At 51.0% G+C, this 22,581-nt stretch carries 25 protein-coding genes and 1 pseudogene; 15 read left to right on the top strand and 11 right to left on the bottom strand.

The features are described 5' to 3' along the window. The first annotated feature begins 21 nt into the window (after window positions 1-21). Both B157_RS0125230 and B157_RS0125225 read left to right on the top strand, forming a co-directional pair. Window positions 22-699 (top strand): response regulator transcription factor, encoded by a 678-nt coding sequence (locus B157_RS0125230; protein ID WP_026308958.1) that lies wholly within the window; start codon window positions 22-24, stop codon window positions 697-699. Beyond that, the gene (locus tag B157_RS0125225) at window positions 696-1,967 is read left to right on the top strand and encodes a sensor histidine kinase (RefSeq protein WP_020606093.1); all 1,272 of its coding nucleotides are present in this window, start codon (window positions 696-698) and stop codon (window positions 1,965-1,967) included. The genes B157_RS0125230 and B157_RS0125225 overlap by 4 nt, the downstream gene beginning before the upstream one ends. On the opposite strand, the gene B157_RS38540 is transcribed toward B157_RS0125225, so the two are convergent. Continuing rightward, window positions 1,947-2,201, bottom strand: coding sequence for a PIN domain-containing protein (locus B157_RS38540; protein ID WP_157618586.1), 255 nt, complete (start codon window positions 2,199-2,201; stop codon window positions 1,947-1,949). The two genes, B157_RS0125225 and B157_RS38540, sit on opposite strands and share 21 nt — an antisense overlap. A gap of 218 nt (window positions 2,202-2,419) precedes the next feature. Further along, entirely contained in the window at window positions 2,420-2,623 is a 204-nt protein-coding gene (locus B157_RS0125210; RefSeq protein WP_020606091.1) for a hypothetical protein, read from the bottom strand. A 133-nt stretch (window positions 2,624-2,756) separates the two neighbouring features. Here B157_RS0125210 and B157_RS0125205 point away from each other — a divergent pair, with 133 nt between their 5' ends. After that, window positions 2,757-4,952, top strand: coding sequence for a TonB-dependent receptor (locus tag B157_RS0125205; protein ID WP_020606090.1), 2,196 nt, complete (start codon window positions 2,757-2,759; stop codon window positions 4,950-4,952). Window positions 4,953-5,174: 222 nt separating this feature from the next. Here B157_RS0125205 and B157_RS0125200 read toward each other — a convergent pair whose 3' ends face one another. Further along, window positions 5,175-5,897, bottom strand: a complete 723-nt coding sequence (locus tag B157_RS0125200) for an SDR family oxidoreductase (RefSeq protein WP_020606089.1) — start codon at window positions 5,895-5,897, stop codon at window positions 5,175-5,177. A gap of 98 nt (window positions 5,898-5,995) precedes the next feature. Between B157_RS0125200 and B157_RS0125195 the strand changes: the two genes are divergently transcribed. Further along, complete coding sequence (locus B157_RS0125195) at window positions 5,996-6,931, top strand: tryptophan 2,3-dioxygenase family protein (protein ID WP_020606088.1); 936 nt, start codon at window positions 5,996-5,998, stop codon at window positions 6,929-6,931. A gap of 3 nt (window positions 6,932-6,934) precedes the next feature. Here B157_RS0125195 and B157_RS0125190 read toward each other — a convergent pair whose 3' ends face one another. The 3 genes from B157_RS0125190 to B157_RS0125180 form a co-directional block, all read right to left on the bottom strand. Then, window positions 6,935-7,441, bottom strand: coding sequence for a YdeI/OmpD-associated family protein (locus B157_RS0125190; protein WP_020606087.1), 507 nt, complete (start codon window positions 7,439-7,441; stop codon window positions 6,935-6,937). 30 nt (window positions 7,442-7,471) lie between these two features. Beyond that, window positions 7,472-8,743 carry an amidohydrolase family protein gene (locus B157_RS0125185; protein ID WP_020606086.1) on the bottom strand — a complete coding sequence of 424 codons (1,272 nt, stop codon included), beginning with the start codon at window positions 8,741-8,743 and terminating at the stop codon, window positions 7,472-7,474. A gap of 124 nt (window positions 8,744-8,867) precedes the next feature. Then, window positions 8,868-9,944: a helix-turn-helix transcriptional regulator gene (locus tag B157_RS0125180; protein ID WP_020606085.1), complete on the bottom strand. Its 1,077-nt coding sequence runs from the start codon at window positions 9,942-9,944 to the stop codon at window positions 8,868-8,870. A gap of 194 nt (window positions 9,945-10,138) precedes the next feature. Between B157_RS0125180 and B157_RS0125175 the strand changes: the two genes are divergently transcribed. From B157_RS0125175 to B157_RS0125135, 9 genes are all read left to right on the top strand, one after another. Further along, a complete protein-coding gene (locus B157_RS0125175; protein ID WP_020606084.1) occupies window positions 10,139-10,534 on the top strand; it encodes a pPIWI_RE_Z domain-containing protein in 396 nt (131 codons plus the stop codon). A gap of 21 nt (window positions 10,535-10,555) precedes the next feature. Next, entirely contained in the window at window positions 10,556-11,167 is a 612-nt protein-coding gene (locus B157_RS0125170) for a poly(ADP-ribose) polymerase family protein (protein ID WP_020606083.1), read from the top strand. 1 nt (window position 11,168) lies between these two features. Continuing rightward, the gene (locus tag B157_RS0125165; protein WP_020606082.1) at window positions 11,169-11,426 is read left to right on the top strand and encodes a hypothetical protein; all 258 of its coding nucleotides are present in this window, start codon (window positions 11,169-11,171) and stop codon (window positions 11,424-11,426) included. Between the two features lie 98 nt (window positions 11,427-11,524). Next, window positions 11,525-11,992, top strand: coding sequence for a pPIWI_RE_Z domain-containing protein (locus B157_RS0125160; RefSeq protein ID WP_020606081.1), 468 nt, complete (start codon window positions 11,525-11,527; stop codon window positions 11,990-11,992). A gap of 251 nt (window positions 11,993-12,243) precedes the next feature. Beyond that, complete coding sequence (locus B157_RS0125155) at window positions 12,244-13,200, top strand: aldo/keto reductase (RefSeq protein WP_020606080.1); 957 nt, start codon at window positions 12,244-12,246, stop codon at window positions 13,198-13,200. 59 nt (window positions 13,201-13,259) lie between these two features. Continuing rightward, on the top strand, window positions 13,260-14,285 hold the full coding sequence (locus B157_RS0125150) for a zinc-binding alcohol dehydrogenase family protein (protein WP_020606079.1): 1,026 nt from the start codon (window positions 13,260-13,262) through the stop codon (window positions 14,283-14,285). A gap of 19 nt (window positions 14,286-14,304) precedes the next feature. Beyond that, window positions 14,305-15,117, top strand: coding sequence for a sugar phosphate isomerase/epimerase family protein (locus B157_RS0125145; protein ID WP_026308957.1), 813 nt, complete (start codon window positions 14,305-14,307; stop codon window positions 15,115-15,117). A 36-nt stretch (window positions 15,118-15,153) separates the two neighbouring features. Beyond that, a complete protein-coding gene (locus B157_RS0125140) occupies window positions 15,154-15,495 on the top strand; it encodes an L-rhamnose mutarotase (protein ID WP_020606077.1) in 342 nt (113 codons plus the stop codon). Window positions 15,496-15,527: 32 nt separating this feature from the next. Beyond that, complete coding sequence (locus B157_RS0125135) at window positions 15,528-17,342, top strand: SWIM zinc finger family protein (protein WP_020606076.1); 1,815 nt, start codon at window positions 15,528-15,530, stop codon at window positions 17,340-17,342. Window positions 17,343-17,354: 12 nt separating this feature from the next. Here the strand turns inward: B157_RS0125135 and B157_RS0125130 are convergent, their stop codons facing one another. The 4 genes from B157_RS0125130 to B157_RS0125105 all read right to left on the bottom strand — a co-directional run bounded on the left by B157_RS0125130 (window position 17,355) and on the right by B157_RS0125105 (window position 20,466). After that, window positions 17,355-18,614: a plasmid pRiA4b ORF-3 family protein gene (locus tag B157_RS0125130; protein ID WP_020606075.1), complete on the bottom strand. Its 1,260-nt coding sequence runs from the start codon at window positions 18,612-18,614 to the stop codon at window positions 17,355-17,357. 235 nt (window positions 18,615-18,849) lie between these two features. Further along, the gene (locus B157_RS0125120; RefSeq protein WP_020606073.1) at window positions 18,850-19,029 is read right to left on the bottom strand and encodes a hypothetical protein; all 180 of its coding nucleotides are present in this window, start codon (window positions 19,027-19,029) and stop codon (window positions 18,850-18,852) included. A 208-nt stretch (window positions 19,030-19,237) separates the two neighbouring features. Next, a complete protein-coding gene (locus B157_RS0125110; RefSeq protein WP_020606071.1) occupies window positions 19,238-19,732 on the bottom strand; it encodes a hypothetical protein in 495 nt (164 codons plus the stop codon). After that, entirely contained in the window at window positions 19,729-20,466 is a 738-nt protein-coding gene (locus tag B157_RS0125105) for a TIGR04255 family protein (protein WP_020606070.1), read from the bottom strand. The genes B157_RS0125110 and B157_RS0125105 overlap by 4 nt, the downstream gene beginning before the upstream one ends. 219 nt (window positions 20,467-20,685) lie before the next feature. Between B157_RS0125105 and B157_RS0125100 the strand changes: the two genes are divergently transcribed. After that, window positions 20,686-22,029, top strand: a complete 1,344-nt coding sequence (locus B157_RS0125100) for a DNA cytosine methyltransferase (RefSeq protein ID WP_020606069.1) — start codon at window positions 20,686-20,688, stop codon at window positions 22,027-22,029. Continuing rightward, window positions 22,026-22,463 carry a hypothetical protein gene (locus B157_RS0125095; RefSeq protein ID WP_020606068.1) on the top strand — a complete coding sequence of 146 codons (438 nt, stop codon included), beginning with the start codon at window positions 22,026-22,028 and terminating at the stop codon, window positions 22,461-22,463. The genes B157_RS0125100 and B157_RS0125095 overlap by 4 nt, the downstream gene beginning before the upstream one ends. Here the strand turns inward: B157_RS0125095 and B157_RS38535 are convergent. After that, a pseudogene (locus B157_RS38535) lies at window positions 22,445-22,581 on the bottom strand (ISLre2-like element ISRsl1 family transposase); the annotation flags it as partial. The gene B157_RS0125095 and the pseudogene B157_RS38535 overlap by 19 nt on opposite strands.

Here is a 22,581-nt window from a genome sequence, read left to right as displayed (position 1 = left end):
GCGGGTGACTACCCCAATGGCATGAAAATCCTCCTCATTGAAGACGAGCCACCCCTGCGCACCGCGGTGTGTACCTATCTGGAAGGGGAGGGCTATACCGTTACAACCGCCGATACATTCCGCCAGGGGGCCGAAAAAGCCCACGATTACGACTACGACTGTATTGTGGTCGATTTGATGCTACCTGATGGCAACGGGCTTGATCTGGTGCGGGCGTTAAAAAATCGGCAATCGTCGGCGGGGATTATTATGGTAACGGCTAAAGATGCACTGGCCGATAAACTGACTGGCCTCGATGCCGGTGCCGACGATTACCTGACCAAACCGTTTCACCTGCCCGAACTCAACGCCCGGTTGCGGTCGGTACTGCGTCGGCGGTTATTTGGTGGGCAGGCGCAGGTACAGGCGGGTGTGCTCACCCTCTGGCCCGACCAGCAGCGGGTATGCGTTCAGGGAACCGATATAAAGTTGACCGGTAAAGAGTATGAGCTACTACTGTTCCTGGTAACAAATGTCAACCGGCTGCTGTCTAAATCAGCCATTGCCGAGCACGTCTGGGGCGATGCCATGGATGTAGCTGATTCGCACGAGTTTCTGTACACCCACGTAAAAAATCTTCGCCGGAAGCTGCTGGCCGCCGGTTGCCCGGACTATATTCAGACCCGTTATGGAGCCGGTTACCTCTTCAAAACAACATGAGTCTGTATAGCCAAACCGCCCGTTACCTGCTGCTGACGGCTTTTTTTATCGCGCTGGTTGGCGCTATCGGTTTTTATACATTCATCCATCAGCGTATCCGGCACGAAGTCGACGAGTTACTGACGGGGCAGGTTGAGCGGACGGAACGGCGACTTCAACAACGGCCGGCTGGTCGGCTGTACGACCTTGATGACAACCCGCATATTGAGCGCATCGCCCAGCCCAGACCTGCCGAATTCAGCGATGTGCTATTGATTGATTCGCTGGATAATAACGACCCCATCGACGTACGTCAGCTTCAGGCAACAGTAACCGCTCACGGGCAAACGTACCTGATTACAGTACGGCAGCCGTATTTTGAGTTCAATGAACTGGCCCGCGAAATGTCCGTCAGTGTTATCATTGGTTTTCTGCTACTGATGGCCCTGTCCGTCATTATCGGGCTGTGGCTATCGCGCCGGTTGTGGCATCCGTTTTATGAAACGATTCGTCAACTGGGGAGCGTCCGGCTCGATGCCGGAAACGAGCCGTCTTTCCCACAAAGCAACATTCGGGAATTTAGCCTGCTCAGTCAGTCACTCCAGGACCTCACCCAGAAACTCCGGCGGCAGTTTTTGCTACAAAAGCAGTTCACCGAAAATGCCTCGCACGAATTGCAGACACCCCTGGCCGTAGCCTCGGCCGAACTGGATTTCCTGCTACAGTCCAGCCACCTGACCGAAGCCGACCATATTCACCTGCAACGGGCAACGAACGCGCTGAACCGGCTCAGCCAGCTAAACCGTTCGCTGTTGTTATTGGCTCAGGTGGAAAACAACCAGTTTGCCCGGAACGAGCCATTGAACTTAAGTGATTTACTAGCTCAGAGCGTAACCGAATATGAACCTTTTTTTGAGCATAAACACATGGAGATCAAGGAGGCTATCTGGCCCGATGTGTACCTACGGATAAATCGGCAACTGGCGGGGGTGATGCTGACCAACCTGCTCAAAAATGTGGTCCGGCACGGCAGATTAGGTGGGTGCGTGGGTATTGAATTGACGGCCAGTGCCCTGACGATTCGTAATAATGGCTCACCACTTCCCTTCGCCGATAGTCAGTTGTTCAACCGCTTCGTAAAAGACCCCGCCCGGCCCGACTCAACGGGGCTGGGATTGGCTTTGGTCAAACAAATCTGCGACCGGTACGGCTTATCGCTCACGTATTCGTATGAGGCAAAACGAGAAGAACACTCGTTCCGGATAGGGCTACTGAAGGAGAGCGAGTAGCGTTGCCGGGACTATTTTCTGTAGATTAAGAAAAGTCCCATGCAGGTGATCAAAATCACCATCAGTCGTTACAAGCGTCAGGTTCAGCAGCGAAGCCGTAGCGGCTACCGTAACGACGGACCGCCACAAATCATGCTTTCCCATATTGCGGGACGTTTTGAAGGAGTACGCAGAGAACCCTGGATGGTTTCGCTGGCTGTACGCATCAAGGTCAATGTAATTTTTGAGAATCAAATCGCTGATATCAATGACACGTACATTGTCCAGAAAGGCCTCTATTCTCTTTTTCTTACGCCCAGTCCATTTCTGTTGAAATGCAATTGACTCTATCTCAGAAATTCAGGCAAATGACACATAAACAATAACGTCATTAGGCTTGACAAGCCGGATGATATGCTCATTTGACTTGTCCCGCGCTATATAGAGCAGAATATTAGTATCCAGTAGGATATTCATTTACGCTCCAACTCTTTAAGAGCGGCCTCAAACTCCTCCTGAGAAATGGGTTCTCCCTCCAGATGATACAGCTTTTTTGGGTCATGTCCAGTCAATTTTGCAAACTCAGTAGCTCCCCCCGCAGCAATGATTTCAGCCGCCGAATAGGTCTTGAATTTCTTGAATAAGGGTGGGCGTTCCTTTAGTTCTTTTGGCTTCATTGACTTTGGGTTTACGTTCAGCTACGAAACACCGGAAAAAGGCCCATAATTCATACCGGTAGATTGGGCTAAACCTTATTCTTCAAATTCTCTTCAAATTCACACCGTAACTTGCCGACAAATTCAGTACGTGATGAAACATCTCTTTCTCTTTATTTTACTCTTTTTGGCCATTGCTCCCGTTTTTGGCCAGACTACATTACTCGTTCGGGTGGAGGATAGCCTGACCCGACAGCCCGTTATTGCGGCAACGGTTCGTACAGCCACAAAACCAGTTGTGGGAGCCGTGACTGACGTTACCGGGCTTGCCCGCATCACAAATTTACCCGCTGGCCTTGCTACCCTGACCGTGAGTGCGATTGGCTACGAAACCGAAAAGTTTCCGATAACGCCGGGAGCCGACACACTGGTTTTTCGGCTCAAAGCCGCTGAAGAGAACATCGAAGAAGTAACGGTGTCGGCCACCCGAACCAACTCCCGCATCGAGGATTTGCCGATAAAAGTAGAAGTACTGGGGCTGGAGGATATGAACGAAGAAAGTGCCGTGGTACCGGGAAATATCAGCAGTATTCTGGGCGACATTTCCATCATCCACGTTCAGCGCACTTCGGCGGTAAACGGCAATCACGCCATCCGGATGCAGGGCCTCGACCCGAAGTATACCCAGATTCTGCACGATGGATTACCGCTGTACGAAGGCTTTTCGGGCAACCTCGGCGTACTACAGATTCCACCGCTGGACTTGAAGCAGATTGAAGTGGTGAAAGGTTCCGTTTCAACGCTGTACGGCGGTGGTGCCATTGGCGGTATGATTAACATCGTTTCAAAAAAACCTCATTCCACCACGCCCGAATTTACGGCCCTGCTCAACCATTCAGGTCTACAGGAAAATAACCTGAACGCCTATTACTCGCAGAAGTACAATAAGACGGGCCTGACGCTTTTTTCCGGCTACACCAATCAGCAGGCGCAGGACGTAACCGGCGACGGGTTTACGGATAGTCCCGGTATTAAGCAGTTCAATTTTCACCCCCGTTTTTTCTGGGACCCCTCCGACCGTACCAAAATCGATGTCGGGTACGCCTTTACGACCGAACACCGCGAAGGCGGGTATCTGCCGGGGCTGGAAGGTACACAGGCCAACGGGTACAAAAACATCACGGACCTGCAACGCCATACGGTCGATTTCAACAGCAGCCACAATACAGGCGAAAATAACGTGATCGGCTTCAAAGGGGCCGTTAGCTCGTTTAACCGGAAAAATACCGACTACCAGAAACTATCCGACGGCCGACAGGCTTCCGTTTACCTGGAAGCCAATGACCTGGTACGCTTCGGCAAAAACCAGCTCATCGGTGGGGCCAACCTGACGGTTGAAGCCTTTCGTAAGAACCCCGACAGCACCCGGCTTGTGGAGTATACCTACCAGACCATCGGTGCTTTTGTGCAAGACGATTATCAGCTAACGGAGAAAGTGGCATTGCAGGCGGGTTTACGCTTTGACCACCATAACACGTTCGGGAGTTTCCTGCTACCCCGGCTGTCCGTTAAAATCAAACCGGCCGACCCCTGGACGGTGCGGCTGAGCGTTGGCACGGGCTACAAAGCGCCCAACCTGTTCGTGAACCAGACGCCCGGTGCGCTGAATGTCAGCCTTATTTTCCCGCGTTTGCTGCCCATCGACGTAAACACGGTCAAAGCCGAACGGTCTGTCGGGGCAAATATGGATATCGCCTATACAAAAACCTTCGAGAGTGGTTTTTCGGTGCAGGTCGATCAGGCGTTTTATTACACGCGCGTCAACACGCCGGTAGTGTCGGCATTTTCCAGCGTATCGGGAAGTCTGGGGCTTTATACGCAACTGATCAACGCCCCGTATAACCTGTTCAGCGTGGGAACGGATACCTACGTGCGGCTCGAATACAAGGATTATGAACTCTATCTGGGCTACAACCACACCCTCGCCCGTCGCGACGGACCAACCGATAATACGTACCTTCCGCTAGCTCCGCAGGACAAATTCTCGACCACGGTAGCCTGGGAAAATGAGCACTTCCGGTTTGGTGTCGAAAGTAGTTTCGTGGGTCGGCAGTATCTGTACGACAATCAGCGCGTGGCTAATTACTGGATTGTGGCCGGGGCTGCCGAATACCATTACAACGATCACTGGCGGCTGGTGCTGAACGGCGAAAACCTGTTCAACGTCCGGCAGGCCAACTACGAAACCGTAGTGCTGGGAGCCAACCCAACCGTACAGCCCACCTTCCGCCCCATCTGGGCACCGCTGGAAGGCCGCATCGTGAATATTGCGCTGAAATACACGCTGTAGGTCATCAACCAGTAAATATAAGAACACCCGGTGAACAGGTTATCAACCTGTTCACCGGGTGTTCTTATATCTTTCAACTTGTGCGATAGATTTATCGTACGATGGTTCTGTCTTACAATTGCCGTGCCTTTTTTCAAGACAGAATAAATACAGTAGACAGTAAGAAAGTAACCGGTTTAATTTCCCTCATCCCCTTCCTCCCACGCTTCTCTTTTATCCTGCTTAATACTCCTGTTCCAGCGGATGCACCATGAATTCGTCGATGACCACGTGGGCCGGGCGACTGACGATGAACAGCATAGACTCCGCCATATCTTCGTTCTTGAGCCAGTTTTTTGAGGTTTCGTGGCCGTGGCCTTTCTCATGAAAGTGGGAATCTACCAGTCCGGAATACACGCCCGTCACTTTGACACCAAACGGTCGAACTTCCTTGCGCAACGCCCCCATAAAGGCTTCCTGCGCGTATTTGCTGGCAGTATAAAGCGAGCCGCCCGCAAACGTACGCTTGGCTACATCCGAAGCGACCACTACAACATGACCCGAACCCTGGGCTTTCAGGGTGGGCAAAGCCGCTTTGGTCAGCACAAACGTGCCCTTTACATTAGTGGCCATCACGCCATCCCATTCACTGACAGTTATCTCTTCTACATTTTTAAAGACGCCATAGCCCGCGTTATTGATAACGACATCAATGCGTTTGAAGTGGTCCAGCGCCGTTTTCACCACGGCCTCCATGTCGGCTTCATCGGCCACATCACCCGGCACCGTTATAATTTTCCCGCGAACGGATCCTTCGGTAGCCGTTTTCTCCAGGTCTTTCAGGTCATCGGCATTACGGGCGGTGGCCACTACGTTGGCCCCATGCTGAGCCAGTAACAGGGCCGTGGCCCGACCAATGCCCCGCGAGGCACCGGAAATGATGATGGTTTTATTTTCGACGTTCATAGTTCAGTTAAAAGACAAAGGTCGTAAAGGATCAGGCAAAGTCTGGTAAGAAACAGGCAGGTCTGGTCTTTTATTTCGGAAGTGGACAGAATACCGATATGGACGATACAGTAAGCAACAGACTCAACCAACTGGAACAGAAATTTGCCGCTATGGGGCAGGACATGGCCTCCTATCTGGAAGGATTGCTACAGGCCGATTACCTGACCTACTGGAATTATATTCACCTGGAAACGCTGCTGTCTCTGCAGAACCCCAAAACCGCTTACCCGGACGAACTTATTTTCGTGACGTATCACCAGATTACGGAATTATATTTCAAACTGGTCCTGCACGAAATCAGGCAGATTGCCGAAGCAAGCCCCTTAACGGCAGAATTCTTTACCGCCCGGATGCAACGCGTCAACCAGTATTTTCAACTGCTGGAAGATTCGTTCAGCATTATGGTTACGGGTATGGAGCGGGAACAATTCCTTAAATTCAGGATGGCCCTGCTACCCTCAAGCGGCTTTCAGTCGGTGCAGTTTCGCGAAATCGAAATCGTTTCCACCGATTTCCGCAATCTGCTTATTGCCCCGCCGGAGGAACCCTCCTTCATTGACGACCTCTACGAATTTTTGTACTGGAAGCAGGGCGCTACGGAGTTGGCTACCCAGCAAAAAACGCTGACACTGCGACAATTCGACCAGCACTACAAACCGCGCCTGGTTCGGCTGGGCGAATCGTTCGAGTCGAAAAACCTGTACCACCGTTACCAGCAATTTTCGCAGGGTAGCCAAGCCCCCAATGAGTTGATAGCTACCCTACGTGAGTACGACTGGCGGGTAAACGTCCGCTGGAAACTGGCCCACCTGCGGTCGGCGGTACAGTACCTGCACAAAGAGCCGGAAGCCATTAAAGCCACGGGCGGCACTAACTGGCAGGCCTATTTACCCCCTATGCAACAGCAACGGGTGTTTTTTCCATCGTTATGGTCAGCTGAGGAACTACAAAACTGGGGACAGTCCCTTCACCAGCCTGCCCCTCGCTGCTAACCCTTACGACTGCTTTTTAAAATAGCGGATCATCTCCCCAAAATCCAGGCGCATGGATAACCCCCGAACGGCCTGGGTAAGCCGTTTGGTTTTGGTTTCCATTGTTTTGGCCTCATCGATCCAGTTGCTGAAATACCGCTGATGCCCCTGACTCAACTGCTGAAAATAGGCCAGCGCATCGGGGGCATCGTCCAGACAGGCCAGCAAATCGGTGGATAGCGGCATGGGCGAGTCGTCGGCTTCCAGCGCTACCCGAACCGACGCCCCCGCTTCTTTACGGATGCCCCGGCGCATAGCCGCATTGACCGGAATAATAAATTCACCCTCACCCATGGGCAATACCGCCACCTGACTGATGGAAAATTCATCCAGTTTTCCTTTTACCCGGAAGGCTGTTCTCTGGCCGGGCCGGATGGCTTCGGCGATGTCCAGCGGAATTCTGATGTACGTCCAGCCGGTTTTCTCCCCTTTATCGTCAAATTTCAGCAGGGTGGTTGTAAAGGTGAGCATGGGTAAAAGCGTTACTTTTCTCTAACATGACTATCGTTCATCGACAACGACTTTCCCGTCTTTCATCACCCAGCGTACCTTATCAATCACGACATCGATATTCTCTGCTGGATTCCCATCAACGGCAACAATATCGGCCAGAAAGCCCGGGGCAATGGCCCCTAATTCATTCTTTTTTCCCAGCAGCTCGGCGGCATTGACCGTAGCGGTCTGCAAGGCCTGCTGCGGGGTCATTCCTGCTTTTACAAACCAGCGCAGCTCTCTGGTGTTCTCGCCAAATCCGGTAAAAACAGCATCGGACCCCATCGCTATTTTTACCTTCATTTTAATGGCTAACTGAAGGCTTTTAAAATTCCGGTCGATGTAGTCATTTAGCCCTTTTACAATCTGGTCCGTATAGCCATACTCGTCCCGATGATCGATGTAGTAACGATTATGATCAACCGTTGGCACGTAGTAAGTACCCCGTTTAATCATTTCCTCAAAGGTTGCTTTATCCACATCGGTAGCGTGTTCGACGGATTCAGCACCGGCCAGTACGGCCGCTTTGCATCCATCCGGACCGTAGGAGTGGATAGCCACCCGTTTGCCCGCCAGGTGAGCAATGGTAACGGCAGCCGCCATTTCCTCCTGCGTAAACGTCTGAAAACCGGTAACGTTCTGGGCACTTCCGGTAGAACCGTAGATCTTTATCCAATCCACCCCCGCCCCTAGTTCCTGCCGCACTACTTTTATCACCTCATCGACCCCATCGGCCCGACCCGGATCCACAGTGCTAACGCCGGGCGTTACCCGGGCTCTTGAAATGTGCAGGCCATTACCGGCAACAAACATGCGGGGGCCTTTCATAGCACCGCGATTGATCAAATCCCGCATGGCGATATCCGTACCCCCCGATGAGCCTAAATCCCGGATTGTTGTCACACCGGTTTTTAAGGTTTTCAACGCATTCTCCTGCGCCAGAAAAACCGTTGTGACGGGGTCCAGCCGACTACCCCACGGATTTGTTCCGGAGGTTTTATCCCAATAATAGGTGATGTGCGTATGCACATCAATAAGGCCCGGAATGGCACAAAGCGGACGAAGATCAATCAGCGTTGTGTTGGGCGGAATACTTTTTTCCCCGGAAGAAACTTTACTGATTTTATTTCCCTCAATTACCACTACGGCATCGGCAATAACGTCTCCCTGACCTGTTATGAGCTTTCCAAACCGGAGTGTAGTGGTTTGCGCACGGGCGCCGGGTGAACCAAAAACCAGGCTTGCTACGGCAATAACCAACGCATAATATAACTTCTTCATAGAACTCAGTTTTAAGTTTGTTGAATCTGGGTTAAGCTAGCCCAGGTTTGGTTAATAATCAAAAAAGACTCTTACTCGTGCATGTACGACCACAAAGAAACAGGCTATGGCGGCTTTATCTGGTTCAGTACCGCGCCAATGTAGCAGACAGCGACTCTTTCATCTCCTGGACCAGACTGGCCGGTTGCAGTATTGTGAGGTGCTCGCCGTAGCTGCGAAGGTGCATCAGCAGATCCCGATTGGGCGCCAGCCGGAGTCGTACGACGCACTCGGTGGGGGTATCGCTCAATACTTCCTGCGTCTGATGAATGGGTTTGGATTTTACGTACCGACCAAACAACGGACTGAACGACAGCACGATATCCTCCACCGGCCCGTGGCTGTCGGTGATGCCGTAAATATGCTCGAACAACTCACTCACATTGGTCAGGATGGCGGGTGGCACATCGCAGGGGTCGTCCAGCAGTTCCAGTTCGCTCATGCGGTCGAGGGCGAAGGTACGCTCGCCCCCACTAGCCGCGTCATAGCCAATTACGTACCAGCTATCCGCTACTTCTCGCAATAAAATAGGGTGCAGAATCCGCAGCTTTGGGCGTTCGGGCATTACCGGAAGCGGGCGGGCACTCGTCTTACTTTTAACCGTGACCGCTATGGTACGCATGGATACGGCATCTTCATGTTTGAGGTAACGAAAGGCCACCTGCCGGTTCTGGTTCACCGCCCGAATCAGCATGGGTACATACTGGCGATTTCCCCCCAGAATTTTCTCTTCCACATACACGATCCGGCGGGAGTTAGCCGGACTACCGTCACTTTTCACCTCCCGGATAATGTCCAGACTCTGCCGTACTTTTTGCAGCGCATTAGTCAGTTCGTCGGCCACGGTAGCGCCCTGCGTTGCGGCCAGCACCTCACGGGCGTAATCGAGCGCGTCCATATCGTCGGGAGAGAGCATCAGGCTCAGCAGCCGAAACTGCGGATTGCTGTAATAGTAGCCATTGGCCCGTTTGTCGTATTCGATGGGGGCTTCGTGGTCTTCACGCATCCGCTGAATGTCCTTTTCGAGCGATGAGATGGAACGAATGCCGCATTTTTCCTGACAGAGTTCAAACAAACGCTGTTTGGAAAAGCGACGCGGATACCGGCTGATGGTCTCGTCAATCAAACGATAACGCTGAAACGCAGAACGGGTGATGGGCATACTTATGTGTCACTTATTGGCATCGGTTGTCATTCGCTGCGCGGCCTTATTGGTACCGGCGATGAGTGACAACCGATGACTAGTTTTTAATGACGTGAAGCTAATGACTTTTTTTTCAACAAAAAAAGAAGGCCGTAAATAGATTACGTTTTAGGAGATATAGTTTTGACACGGACATTTACATAGCTTATCTCATGACTCATACATCGCGTCCCCGCTCAAACACCCCGGCCACTGCGCCCCGCACGGTTCTTTCGACCCGGCAATTAGTTGACCTCGAACTGGGCTTGTACCTGCTTCATCAACTTCATCCATCTGCCCCTCCTGCCGCCCTGCCGGAGCTGCTTCGGTTCAGCGATGAAACCAGCAACCAGTTTACCCCCCGGCAGCAGAAATACCTGAACCGAGGCCGGATGCTTCTGGCCCAGTTTACCGATAAACTGCACTGGCAGTCCCTGCTACGCGTCTATGCCTCGGCACCCGACTACCGACTGGCCTACGACCTCAACCAGGAATGCACGCATTTTGCCGAGAAAACCGTTGGCTTCTCGCGCAATCGCCTGGGCGTGTTGCGTAAAATGCTGGCTTAAACCCGCTAACGACCCATCATCATGCTCAACCAGTTGCTGCAACGGGTATGGAGCCGGTCAAACCCGGCCAATGCCTTAACCCACCTGTCTGGACAGCGGAACATAACCGTTGAACCCGTTACAGACAGCCACGTACTGACGCTCATTCAGCGCATGATGGGTGCCGGAAAAAGCAATTTTGGCGCGGTTTTCAGCGTCCGGCAGGCCACAACAGACGCGGCCTTCAACGCCTACGTACGAAAGCGGCCAAACCGAAAAACACTGGCCCTCTGGCACGACTGTCCGGATGGATTGCGTATGCTCCAGCCGGGCGGTGTAACCCGAACGGCGGTCAAAGGCAGGCAACCGTTCGGGCAGGGAATCCGCTTCACAGACCAGTTCAAACAGGCAAGCCTTTGGCCTGACAGTCAACAGCGCATCGTGTACGGAGCTATTTGTGAAGTACACCTGGGCAACCAGCTGGAACTGACTATGCACAAACCGGAACAGGTAACCCCCCTATTCCTGAACAGCCTGGACGATCACTACGATTCCGTGTTCGTCCGCCAGGACAACCAGTTGAAAACCAGCGAATTTATCGTCTACAACCCGTCGCAGTATACCATTCGGTATCTCGTCCAAATCAATGCCTAGTATGCATACACAACGCAAAAAACTGGAACCGCTCGTTGTCCGTTTTGTGGCCACCGCCCTCATTCTGGCTCATGGCAGCACCACCGCCGAGACGGTTAAACAGGCCCTGCGCCGACGCGGTTACGAAGCCCGGCAGGCCGATGTAGCGCAGTGGCTGCTGGTCATTTGTTTCTGGGAAAACTGGGCCGTGAAAGACACGGGGCAGCAGCGGGTGTACTCGTTCCCACGCGTGTTGTCCGCCCAGCTGGCAACGAACTGATAAGAACAAAAAAATAATCAAAAATAAATAGAACAACGTAAAAAGATTACGTTCTACGGGATTGATATTTGTATAGAACAATAAACAACAACCTACCAATGAACACGGCTTTCACATCGGCATATCCTACTACCGCTTCTGCTACTCGTCCGGCTCTTGCCAGTCTGTTACAGTGGCAGGAGCCGCTGGCAACCCGGCTTCGTTTCCGGCACGCATTGCCCGGCATGGTAGCGAACCGCATTCTAAACGTTGAACTGGGCCTGTACCTGCTGGCCGAATTACTGCCTCTGGTGCCCCCCCAGTTTTTACCCGACCTGCTGAACGAACAGGGAGCCGCTTACCGGCAACGGCCCATCTGGTCGCCCCGGCAGCACCGCGCCCTGGGTCAGGCCCGCATGCTGCTGGCCCCTTACCTGGACCGCAATGCCTGGTTACGGGCACTGGATAAATACGCAAACCTTACCCCCGACCTGCGGGCTTTCACCCTGAATGGTAACCTGCGTTCGGACGTCAGCAGCTATCTGTTGCGCGAACGGGTGGGTCTATTCGCCCGGGCGCTGGCTTAGCCCCTGTTTGATAACGTAACAACAACACACTGAACGTTGCCTGACGAGTAGTACTGGCAGAAGAATACACAGAACCGTTTCGGCCCGCTGAATTTTCCGGAAATTCAGCGGGCTTTTTTTATCGGATGAGTAGGTGCAACAGCTCTCAAGCAGCGCATGAATGTATGCTGGATGGCGAACCCTTCCAGAATTTAAGTTGACCGGCACCGCAGAGTTTTCTAGCTTCGTGACTCAAAAAACGGAGCCAACGTATGGAGTATAGAAAGCTGGGGAAAACAGATATGCATCTCTCGGTTATTGGTTTTGGTGCCTCCCCATTGGGCGACGTTTTCGATGTGACGGATGAACAGGAAGGATTTCGGGCCGTTCATACCGCCATCGACGCTGGTATTAACTTCTTTGACGTTGCCCCCTTCTACGGCGATACCCTGGCAGAAACACGGTTGGGCAATGCCCTGTCCGGCAAACGAAACGAAATTTTTCTGGCCACAAAGTGCTGCCGATACGGAAACGGTATTTTCGATTTTTCGTACCAGCGCGTACTGACTAGTATCGACGAATCCCTCAGGCGACTAAAGACCGACTACGTAGACTTACTTCAGGTCCACGACATTGAGTTTGGCGACCGAAAACAGGTACTGGAGGAAGCGATTCCGGCCGCACTGGAAGCGAAAAAACAGGGAAAAGCCCGTTATGTTGGATTCTCCGGCCTGCCAGTCCGCTACCTGGCCCAGATTGCCCGACGGGTGGCGGTCGACACGGTATTGTCATGGGGCCATTACACCCTGCTCGATGATGAGATTAATGATGAACTGGTACCGCTTTCTCAGCAGGAAGGGTTTGGTCTGATGAATGCGGCCCCGCTGATGCAGCGCATCCTTTCCGATGCTCCGGTGCCCGTCTGGCAAAGTTCCCCCCAGCCAGTAAAAGACCTGCAACCGCTCCTTATTCAGTTATGCCGGGAGTATGGGGTAGCGCTGAGTGATGTAGCCCTTCGTTTCGCCCTCGACCATCCGGCCATTGCCACGACTATCATTGGCATGTCGGAGCAACGGCAGGTGGAGCAAAATGTACGCGTACTGGATTTCCGGATTCACGACGGGCTGCTGGACCGGATTGACGCGTTAGTGGCCCCGGTAAAAAACTGGATGTGGTTTGAGGGGAAACCTGAAAACAACATTCCCAAACAACCCCTCAGGGATGAGTAAAGTGAAAACCCCTCCGTTCTGATTCTTATTCGCTCATGCATTGATTCACTCATTGAAAAATGGATAAAATGAAAGCGCTTGTGCTGGTAGAACCCGGCAAAACCGAAATAAGGGAAATTGACACACCCATCCCCAGGGAGGGCGAAGTACTGTTACAGGTGAGCTGGGTAGGCTTTTGCGGGGGCGACCTGAACGGGTATCGGGGCTTATTTGAGTTGCAGGAGTACCCCAATGTACTGGGACACGAAATAGGGGCTACCATCCTGGAAACCGGTGCGCAGGTACCAGCCGAGTTTCAGCCGGGCATGCGCGTAACCATCGATCCCTACCAGCACTGTGGCGTTTGTGTTTCCTGCCGGAAGGGCCGGACAAATGCCTGTCAGGACAACAAAACGATGGGCGTCCGGCGACCGGGTGCCATGACCAGCCTGGTGGCCGTTCCCTGGCAAAAACTCCACGCGTCTTCCCGATTATCCTTACGGGAGCTTGCCCTGGTTGAACCGCTGACGGTGGGTTTCCACGCGGCTGCCCGGGGACGGGTGGCGGCCGGCGACATCGTAGCCGTTATTGGCTGCGGCATCGTGGGCATGGGCGCACTTGCCGCTTCCGCGCACCGGGGTGCCGAAGTTATCGCTATCGATATTGACGACTCCAAACTGGCTATTGCCCGAAAAGCGGGGGCCACGCATACCATCAATACGGCCAAAGTCGACCTGCACGAAGCCCTGATGCATATCACCAACGGCGACGGACCGGATGTAATCATCGAAGCAGTGGGAAATCCGGCTACCTACCGGGCCGCCGTTGACGAAGTGGCTTATACAGGGCGGGTGGTGTATATCGGGTACGCTAAAAAACCGGTCGACTATCAAACCGGAACCTTCGTGCGTAAGGAAATTGAGATACTGGGCTCCCGCAACTGCCTGGGCGAATTCCCCGACGTAATCGCCTACCTGGAATCGGGCCGGTTTCCGGTGGAGGACGTCATCAGCCGGACGGTTTCACTGGATCAGGCCGGCTCGGCACTGGCCGAATGGTCGGAAAATTCCGGCCCCATTACCAAAATCATGGTTCACTTCGACTAGCCTTTTCATGAAATCTGTGATGAAATCCTGCGTTACCATTGCGTTAGTGCCATCCATCACATCGGGCCCCTGGATTTACTGGGACGAGCTGGAAGTGAGTGCCCGGAAAGCGGCTGCGTTGGGATTTTCGGGTATCGAACTATTCACCGCTTCGGCCGATGCCGTTGCGTCCGACAACCTGTCGGAGCTAACCCGGGAACTGGGCTTATCAGTGGGGGCGGTAGGTACTGGGGCCGGAAAAGTGATTCACGGCCTGACCCTCACCGACCCCGATCCAGCGATTCGTGCCGGGGCCGTTGCCTTCATTCAGGACATGATTTCGTTCGGGGCGTCGGTTGGCGCACCAGCCATTATCGGTTCCATGCAGGGCAATGTACCCAACGGCATTGCCAGGGAGCAGGCAATGGACTGGCTGGCGGAAGGGTTGACGACGCTGGGCAGTTTTGCCGAAACGAACGGGGTAACGCTTATTTATGAACCCCTGAACCGGTACGAAACCAACCTGATTAACCGACTGGATGATGGCGTCGATTTTCTTGGCTCCCTCAACACCCGGAACGTGGGGCTGCTAGCCGATTTATTCCACATGAATATTGAAGAAGCATCGCTGCCCGACAGCATCCGCCGGGCCGGTTCGCTGATTGGCCACGTTCATTTTGCCGACAGCAACCGGGGGCCAGTCGGCATGGGACACACGGCTATGGCTGACGTAGCACAAGCGCTGATCGACATTGCTTATCAGGGATATATTTCCGCCGAAGCCTTTCCCTGGCCCACGCCTGACGAAGCCGCCCAACAAACAATTCAATCATTCAACCAGTATTTTGGCTGATAACCAGCCACTAACATTTCCTTTAACGTTCTTCCTATGAAACGCTACTGCCTGGCCCTCGACCTGAAAGATGACCCCGAACTGATTGCGGAATACGAACGCTGGCATGCGCCCGGTGCGGGCTGGCCGGAAGTCCGGAAAAACGACCTGAACGCCGGGATAATCGACCTTCAGATTTACCGAACCGGCACCCGGATGTTCATGATTATGGAAACAGACGACGATTTTTCGTTCGAGAAAAAAGCCGCTCTGGATGCCACCAACCCACACGTGCAGGAATGGGAGCGGCTGATGTGGGGTTATCAACAACCCCTGCCAGATGCGAAACCCGGCGAAAAATGGGTCCTGATGGAGCAAATATTCCAGTTTGAGAAGTAGGGTTTATTTTTACGGACTAAAGCAGGACAGACATGCTAACCAAAACTATCCTTCAACAACTCGCTAATCCCAGCAGCTACAGCAAAGGCGAAAGCTATTTCCGGAATAGTTACGTCCGGCGCATCAAACGGTCGGGCAATACGTTCACGGGAAACGTCGAAGGCTCGGAACTGTATAGCGTTTCGCTCACAATCGGCGGAGTAGAGCCTGACTTCTCCTGCGACTGCCCGTATAATTTCGAGGGCATCTGCAAACACAGCGTAGCGTTTGGGCTGGCGGTCATCGACCAGTTTGGGCCAGTCATCGACCTGGTCGATGCTATCCCATCCATAGAAACACCGGTTGTCGACCTGAACACGCTCTGGCAGGAAATTTCAGATGACCAGAAACTAGATTTCCTGCATCAACTGCTTGATAAACAACCTGATCTCCGGGCGCAATTTGCTCAGTTTGCGGTGATGGAAAGCAGCACGCCTACCTTGGTTTTCTTTACCCAGGCCGACAACGTGAGCAGTGTGGAGGGTATTGGTAACGACGTATTTGCGGCACTTTCCAACCTGCGTTTCGATGACGACGGACTGGAGATGGAAGTCGAGGATTATTACTCGGAAGAGTCGCCCGACCCTGACCCACTCATTGAAAGTGTCCTGACCGAATATGCCGACGATGTGATAAAAGCCCTCCGTGAAGGGCGGCTTACCGATGCGATGACCAGCTATATGGGCGTGTATGAAGGGACACAGGCTGCGTCAGAACCTGAATATGACGAATATGGCTCTATTGACGATTACCCATCGCAAACCTGGGACGTTTGGCACGGCTTGCTGGCCGAGGCCTATACACAATTAGCCAGCCGGGTACTGCATCCCGACCAGATCAGTCAGGCACTAAGCCAGTTAGCCGAACGCGTAACGTTCTTTGACGAGAATGAGGAAGACGAAGAGGACTATGACGAGGAGGACGATTATGACGAACAGGAGCCCGCTCAAATCTACTATAATCTGAAATCGTTTGAGCCGCTGTTGCTGGCCTTAGTGACGGATACGCCTTCGGCGCGGGCAGTGCAGCAGGCCATCGGGCAGCATACCTGGCAAAACCGGAACACCGAATACTTACAACTCCGCATCGCCGAGGTGTTGTCCGATGCCGACCTTTGGCTCAACACCGCCGATCAGTTTGCTAACCACGACCCGGTCATTGCGTTGCAACTGCTCCAGCGTCGGCGGCAGATGGGCGACATGCCGGTACTGATTCAGACGCTGCACCGGCTGACAAAGCAGTTCCCCAACACGTTTGACAATTTCGTGTTGGATACGCTTGATGATAAACAACTCACCCCCGGCGTGGACCTGAATTTATACCTGAACGCCCTTGAAAACCGATGTCGGTCGGCGGGGCAGCTGTCTGATTACCTGAAATTACGCGAATACTGGACGGAGAGCCGGCGTCGTCAGTTTGCCGACAGTCTGAAAACACCCTACACGTCGCTCCCGTTGTTTTATGCCCAGGTGCTACACACCGAAGGCCGCTCTAACGATCTGTTTGCCTGGATCGAAACCCTATCGTGGCAATACACCCGGAGTTTGCCTGATATACTGCCATTAGCCGCCGAAACCCACCCCACCGAATGCATGAACCTGGTGAAGAAACACGCTACCAACTTACTCGAAAACGGCAAGCGCGACCGGAGCCTGTATCACACCATTGCCGGTTGGCTTGCCGCGCTCAACACCCTACCATCGCTCAAAGCGTCCGTAACGCTTTTCGCCAGTCAACTCGTCGCGAACTATAGCCGACTGATTGCTCTCCGGGATGAGTTACGGATGCAGGGGCTGGTACGGCGATAAGGTTTGGCTTTATTACTCCTCATCACCGTATTGCGCGGGGGCCTCGCCCACTGCTTCCACAATTCGGGGGTTGTCGGTACGTTCATCGGGCAAATGCCGGACAACGGTAATTTTGAAGTCCCACCGGTCGCCAAAATCGAAGATGTACAGAAACTGCTGGCCTTCATACAGGTTCAGGCTAGCCAGCGATACATCATCGGCCGGGTATCCGTCAGACCAGCCCGCTTCCGGGCGCGGATCATAATACTGCTCACCCCGGTACGGGTTACGGAGGTTCATACAAAACTTAAACAGGTGGTCATTATCGAAGTCGAACGCCTGTTGGATCATCTCGTGCAGGTCTTCGAGGGTCATGTCGGTAGGCAACTCAATGGTCCGCGACACCTTTAAAGCGGGCAGTTCAGCGCGAATCCAGTACACCCCGGTTGGCGGATTCGGGTTGATTGGGTATAGACTCAGCAGGTCCGGCTCATCGAGCAGCGTTCGGAACACATCGGCAAAGGCATTGATATTGACGCGTTCGTCATCATCCTGATATTCATCAAAATACGCGTAATTCCCGGCCTGTCTATTCCACTGGCGGAAGGGGCGGTCGCGCAGAAGCACCGTCAGGCATTGCTGGCCCCATTCAGTCAGGATTAGCTGATCGATATCCAGTTCGTATTTATCCCGTTTGGTACGGGCCACCTCCCGAATGTCGTACCACCCGAACCAGTACCCAACCCGGATGTACGCATTGGCGGAGAACGACGTATGAATAACCGCCGGATTCTTTTCCAGCGACCCACCCCGCTCAAAAAACGTAACTACTGCGCCAACCGGATTCTGAAGAAGTTGCCGGATACCACTCTGAAACCAGTTAGCCCCCACCCCACTCCGTTCGTCGCCGTCGATAGCCGACCAGTCGGCATAGCACCAGGCGGTTTCCAGCAGAAAAACGTACTGTTCCTCTACGGTTAGCGAACGGTACATGTCGAGCCGGGCCGCATCGGCTACCAGCACATTCCCCTTTACCGACTTTACCAAAAACAACCGGCTGGCCGTAGCAATCTGGAATAGAAAACCCAGCAACGGGTAGTCGATTTGCCGACTGCGGTTCGTCACGTAATCCGGCGCTTTGTAGTTAACCCGGTCGTTGAGTATCCACAAATCGGCGGCTTTCAGGTCGCCCGCTGCTGTCAGCGGTAAATTGGGTTTGCCTTCCAGATACCGAAGGAAGATATCAACGTCGTCAATGAGAAGGGAGGATGAAAAATCGTACGGAGTTAACATGATGGAAGTAGTCCTATTACCCGGCCAAAATAGGGTACAATTTCCGGTTAACGAAGTAGTGATTGTCTCCCGTCTAGTAGCTAACCTTAAAATGAGACTATTTTAAGGTTAGCTATGGGAGATGGCCTTAAAGTATCTCAAGAATATACTGCTAACTATTGATGATTTGCTGAAAACCATTTCAAAAGCGAAAACGGATAAATGGGAGAGCAGGTTGCACCTGCACCGGGGGTAGTTACTTTAAAATAACGGCGGCCTTTTGTGCAAGAAGAGCCGGTTTAATGTCATCCTCTTCGTCCATTCCCCAGATATAGGCGTGAGCTGGATTGTCGAATCCGTGTTCTTCCAGGGTGCAAGGATCAAGATAAGTCGATAGGCCAATCGCTTTCACATCGACGTTTGCGACAGATGCCAAAGCGAATTTAGTGAGGTCCCGTACAGATTGTTCCGGCGTAGTCAGGCTGGCCGCATCGACTGATAATTTTCCGTCATCTTTGGGCCGAAGTTTGAAATTTCTTGATGTTGGCCGTCCGGGTCAACGTATTTGTGCCAAGGAGTACGGTAAATACTTCGGTATAATTCTTCTTCGTCCGCTACGAGGCTGTCATTCATTAACTCTTACTTTACCGGTTTAGCCATTGTAGCGTTTCCCGTAGTGATTCCGGCGTTAATGCTCCCTGCTCAGGCATTTCGCTCGGTCCAATCCGTACAAATTTGTTACGCCCACCCGGATAAGCTAATAATTCAGCGGATTTAGTGCCGTTGCGAAGATTAATCATAATTTCCCCATTAGGACCTGGCACTATGTGATAGATGGACTGCCCGGTTGCAGTAAGCAACAGTGCTACACCAAGTGCAACCATTATAGTTTGTGGCGAGGGGGCAACCGCATCGTCTTCGTCCCAATTATCAACAAGATTTTTATACGAGACAATATCGGATAGTTTTTGACGGTTTAGGGTCAATACATCAAATGCCTCATCAGGTCGAATCAACACAAATCCATCATTTACTCGCTTAGGTCGGTTAAATTCGTACTGCCATACATTAGCTACTCCTGTATTACGTAGGTGGTTTAATTCAGGACTAACAGCGTAGGTATCTAAGAGCAAACTCATAAAAATGTTTGGTAAAAAGATGGGCTCATCATTTTACGGAATATATCCGATGCCTGCTGATGGGCAACATTTTTCCAATCTTTCGCTTCCTGTAATGAGAAACGACCTCTTTTAACAACAGTAGTTGTCCAAATAACAGCTAGTTGTTGTGTAATGGTGTTACGACCGTCGTTTATACTTAAGTTCAAAAGTGTACCGTCATCTAGCCGAAAACCCTGTTGCACTTGGAGGGATGTTAATACACCTGGCAAGTCGAATCCATTTGTTATGTTAATTCGCAAGTTTTCAGCCACAAAACGGTCCAGAGCCTGAAATTGTTCTTTTGTAAGTTCAACAGCATCTACATACCGTAATTGCATCTGGGTCAAAGATAAAGACTGTTCGTAACTGTCATCCAACATAATTAGTGCGCTATCAATAAGTTGGCCATAATGCTTCCAATCATAGCTTCCTTCTACTTCATTGACCGTTAGAATACCGGGTCCATACTGTACTAGTGGCCATGTCAGTTCATCTTGCCAAAATTGATGAATCACCTGTGGATAAACTGTAAAGGGGGCATTTTCAGGCACTGTACGTTTACGAACAGGTAAAAAATGTTTTATCTTTTGCGCGAAAATTCCCTGAGCAAATTCAAAACCAGGATCATATGGGAACCCGCCCTCGGCCTGCTTCATTTCCCAGAGTATATCGAACACAACCTCTTTTAGGGGAGCTTTAGGCAGTTTGTTCATAAATTGTTTGAACAGTTACTATTATTTCAATGCAATATGCAGAAAAATGACACCGCGAGTATACAATAAGGTGGGTAGGATAAATAAGTAACTGAAAACTAGACCCTTGCTTGTAACCGCCATTATTCTTATATCCCTAGACTTACAACATTTATAGACAAATATTCATTTAAATCATGAACATGAGTTAGCTTAGCGAAACAAGACTTTCTTAACTAAATGTCCACTTTTATTGACTTGTTTGCTGGCTTGGGCGGCTTTCACAAAGCATTGCACGAGTTGGGACACCAATGTGTCTTTGCCAGTGAAATTGATTTAACGCTACAAAAGTTATATTTTAAGAATTGGGGAATATTACCTGAAGGTGACATTCGTAAGATAATTAGCACCAATCTCAAAAGTATCCCTAAGCACGATATTTTATGTGCAGGGTTTCCCTGCCAGCCCTTCTCAAAGGCAGGTAAACAACAAGGCTTTGGCGATGAAAACCGTGGAACCCTTTTTGACGAGATCGTGAAAATCCTAAAATTCAGAAAGCCTCAGTTCTTCATATTAGAGAATGTTGCTTATTTGGCGAAGCATAAGAATGAAGAAACTTGGAATTACATGGAAGGTGAGTTGAGAGCCGCTGGCTATCATGTCGACCATCAAATTTACTCCCCTCATCAATTTGAAATCCCTCAACATCGTCACCGCGTGTTTATTATTGGCAGCCGAAATGGTTTATCCCATATTAAATGGCCTCAACCAAGTATCGTTGAAGCGAATATAAGCCATTATATTGAAGATAATCCTTCAGAAAATACGGCTATTGGGAAGGAAGAAATGAATTGCTTAAACTTATGGCAAGCATTTATAAACGCTATTCCAGCAGAAAATAAAATATTGGCAGCACCAATATGGGGGATGGAATTTGGAGCCACGTATCCCTTTGAAGAAGCTTCGCCTACAACTTTATCTGTCCAAGAACTCGGCAAATACAAAGGTAATTTTGGCATAAGTCTCAGTGGGATGGATCGTACAGAGCAGTTGCAGAATTTACCAAGTTATGCCAGAAATGATGAGCCATTCCCCACTTGGAAACAGAGCTATATTCGTCAAAGCCGTCAATTTTATGAATTAAACAAAAGCTACGTTGAACAAATTGTAGCTCAAATTGCCCAATACAGTTCTCAGAGTTGGCAAAAATTAGAATGGAACGTGGGCGAGAGTGCCGATAGAAACTTATTTAACTACATTATTCAATTTAGAGCATCAGGAATACGCGTTAAGAAAACAGACTTCTTTCCTTCATTAGTTTGCACAAATACTCAAAAGCCTATTATAGGTTGGCAAAGACGCTATATAACATCACAAGAGGGTGCAAAACTTCAAGCGCTTGAAGGGATTACACTGCCAGAAAATGATACGACGTGCTTCAAGGCATTAGGTAATGCTGTTAATTCTTATATAGTTAAGTTGATAGCTGACCAATTAATCAGGCCTAAAAAAGTAATCAGAATTAATTCGCAGAAAGTACAAAAAATAGCTTCTATATCGCCCTTAGTAAACTTAACTATATGAACACCACAGCCTCAACGATAGGAGAATTCATCCGGTATAACTCCTGCGAAAGACGTTTTAAACTCACTACAGATAATCAAATAAGCGAAACTATACCATTTTGGAATCGCTTAAATAATCCGTTAAATATTGTATTAGCTCAAACAGGGAAAGACAAAGAGAAATCTTGGGAACAAGCGCTTCGTAAAGGTGGGCTGATCGAAATAAAAACTGATCAAAACAATCATGGTAAAGCGACCACATCTTGGAATGGTTTTTTAGCTGGGTTAACAAGTATTCCACTGGGACAGTCTGCATACGCTCGCGAAGTAGAAATTAAAGGGAGAATTGGTCTTTTCGATATAAATGGGCAAATAGATTTTCTGCTATTACTTTGGCTAGATGGTCAACCAGTCGGGTGCAATTCAAAATGTCGCTATGCGGCCATCGCATAGTTGATTGGCTCAATCTGCTGACGAACCAAATTCCATCGGTTGCTCATCAGGCAAACGCGCAAGTTTAGAACACGCTGCGCACCCCGAATACTCCAGCGTTGCCCAGACCGCTTCAACC

It is taken from the genome of Spirosoma spitsbergense DSM 19989 (genome assembly GCF_000374085.1).
GTDB lineage: Bacteria > Bacteroidota > Bacteroidia > Cytophagales > Spirosomataceae > Spirosoma > Spirosoma spitsbergense.
The sequence above is the reverse complement of the archived record's forward strand: the minus strand, read 5'-3'. Positions and strand labels throughout refer to the sequence as shown.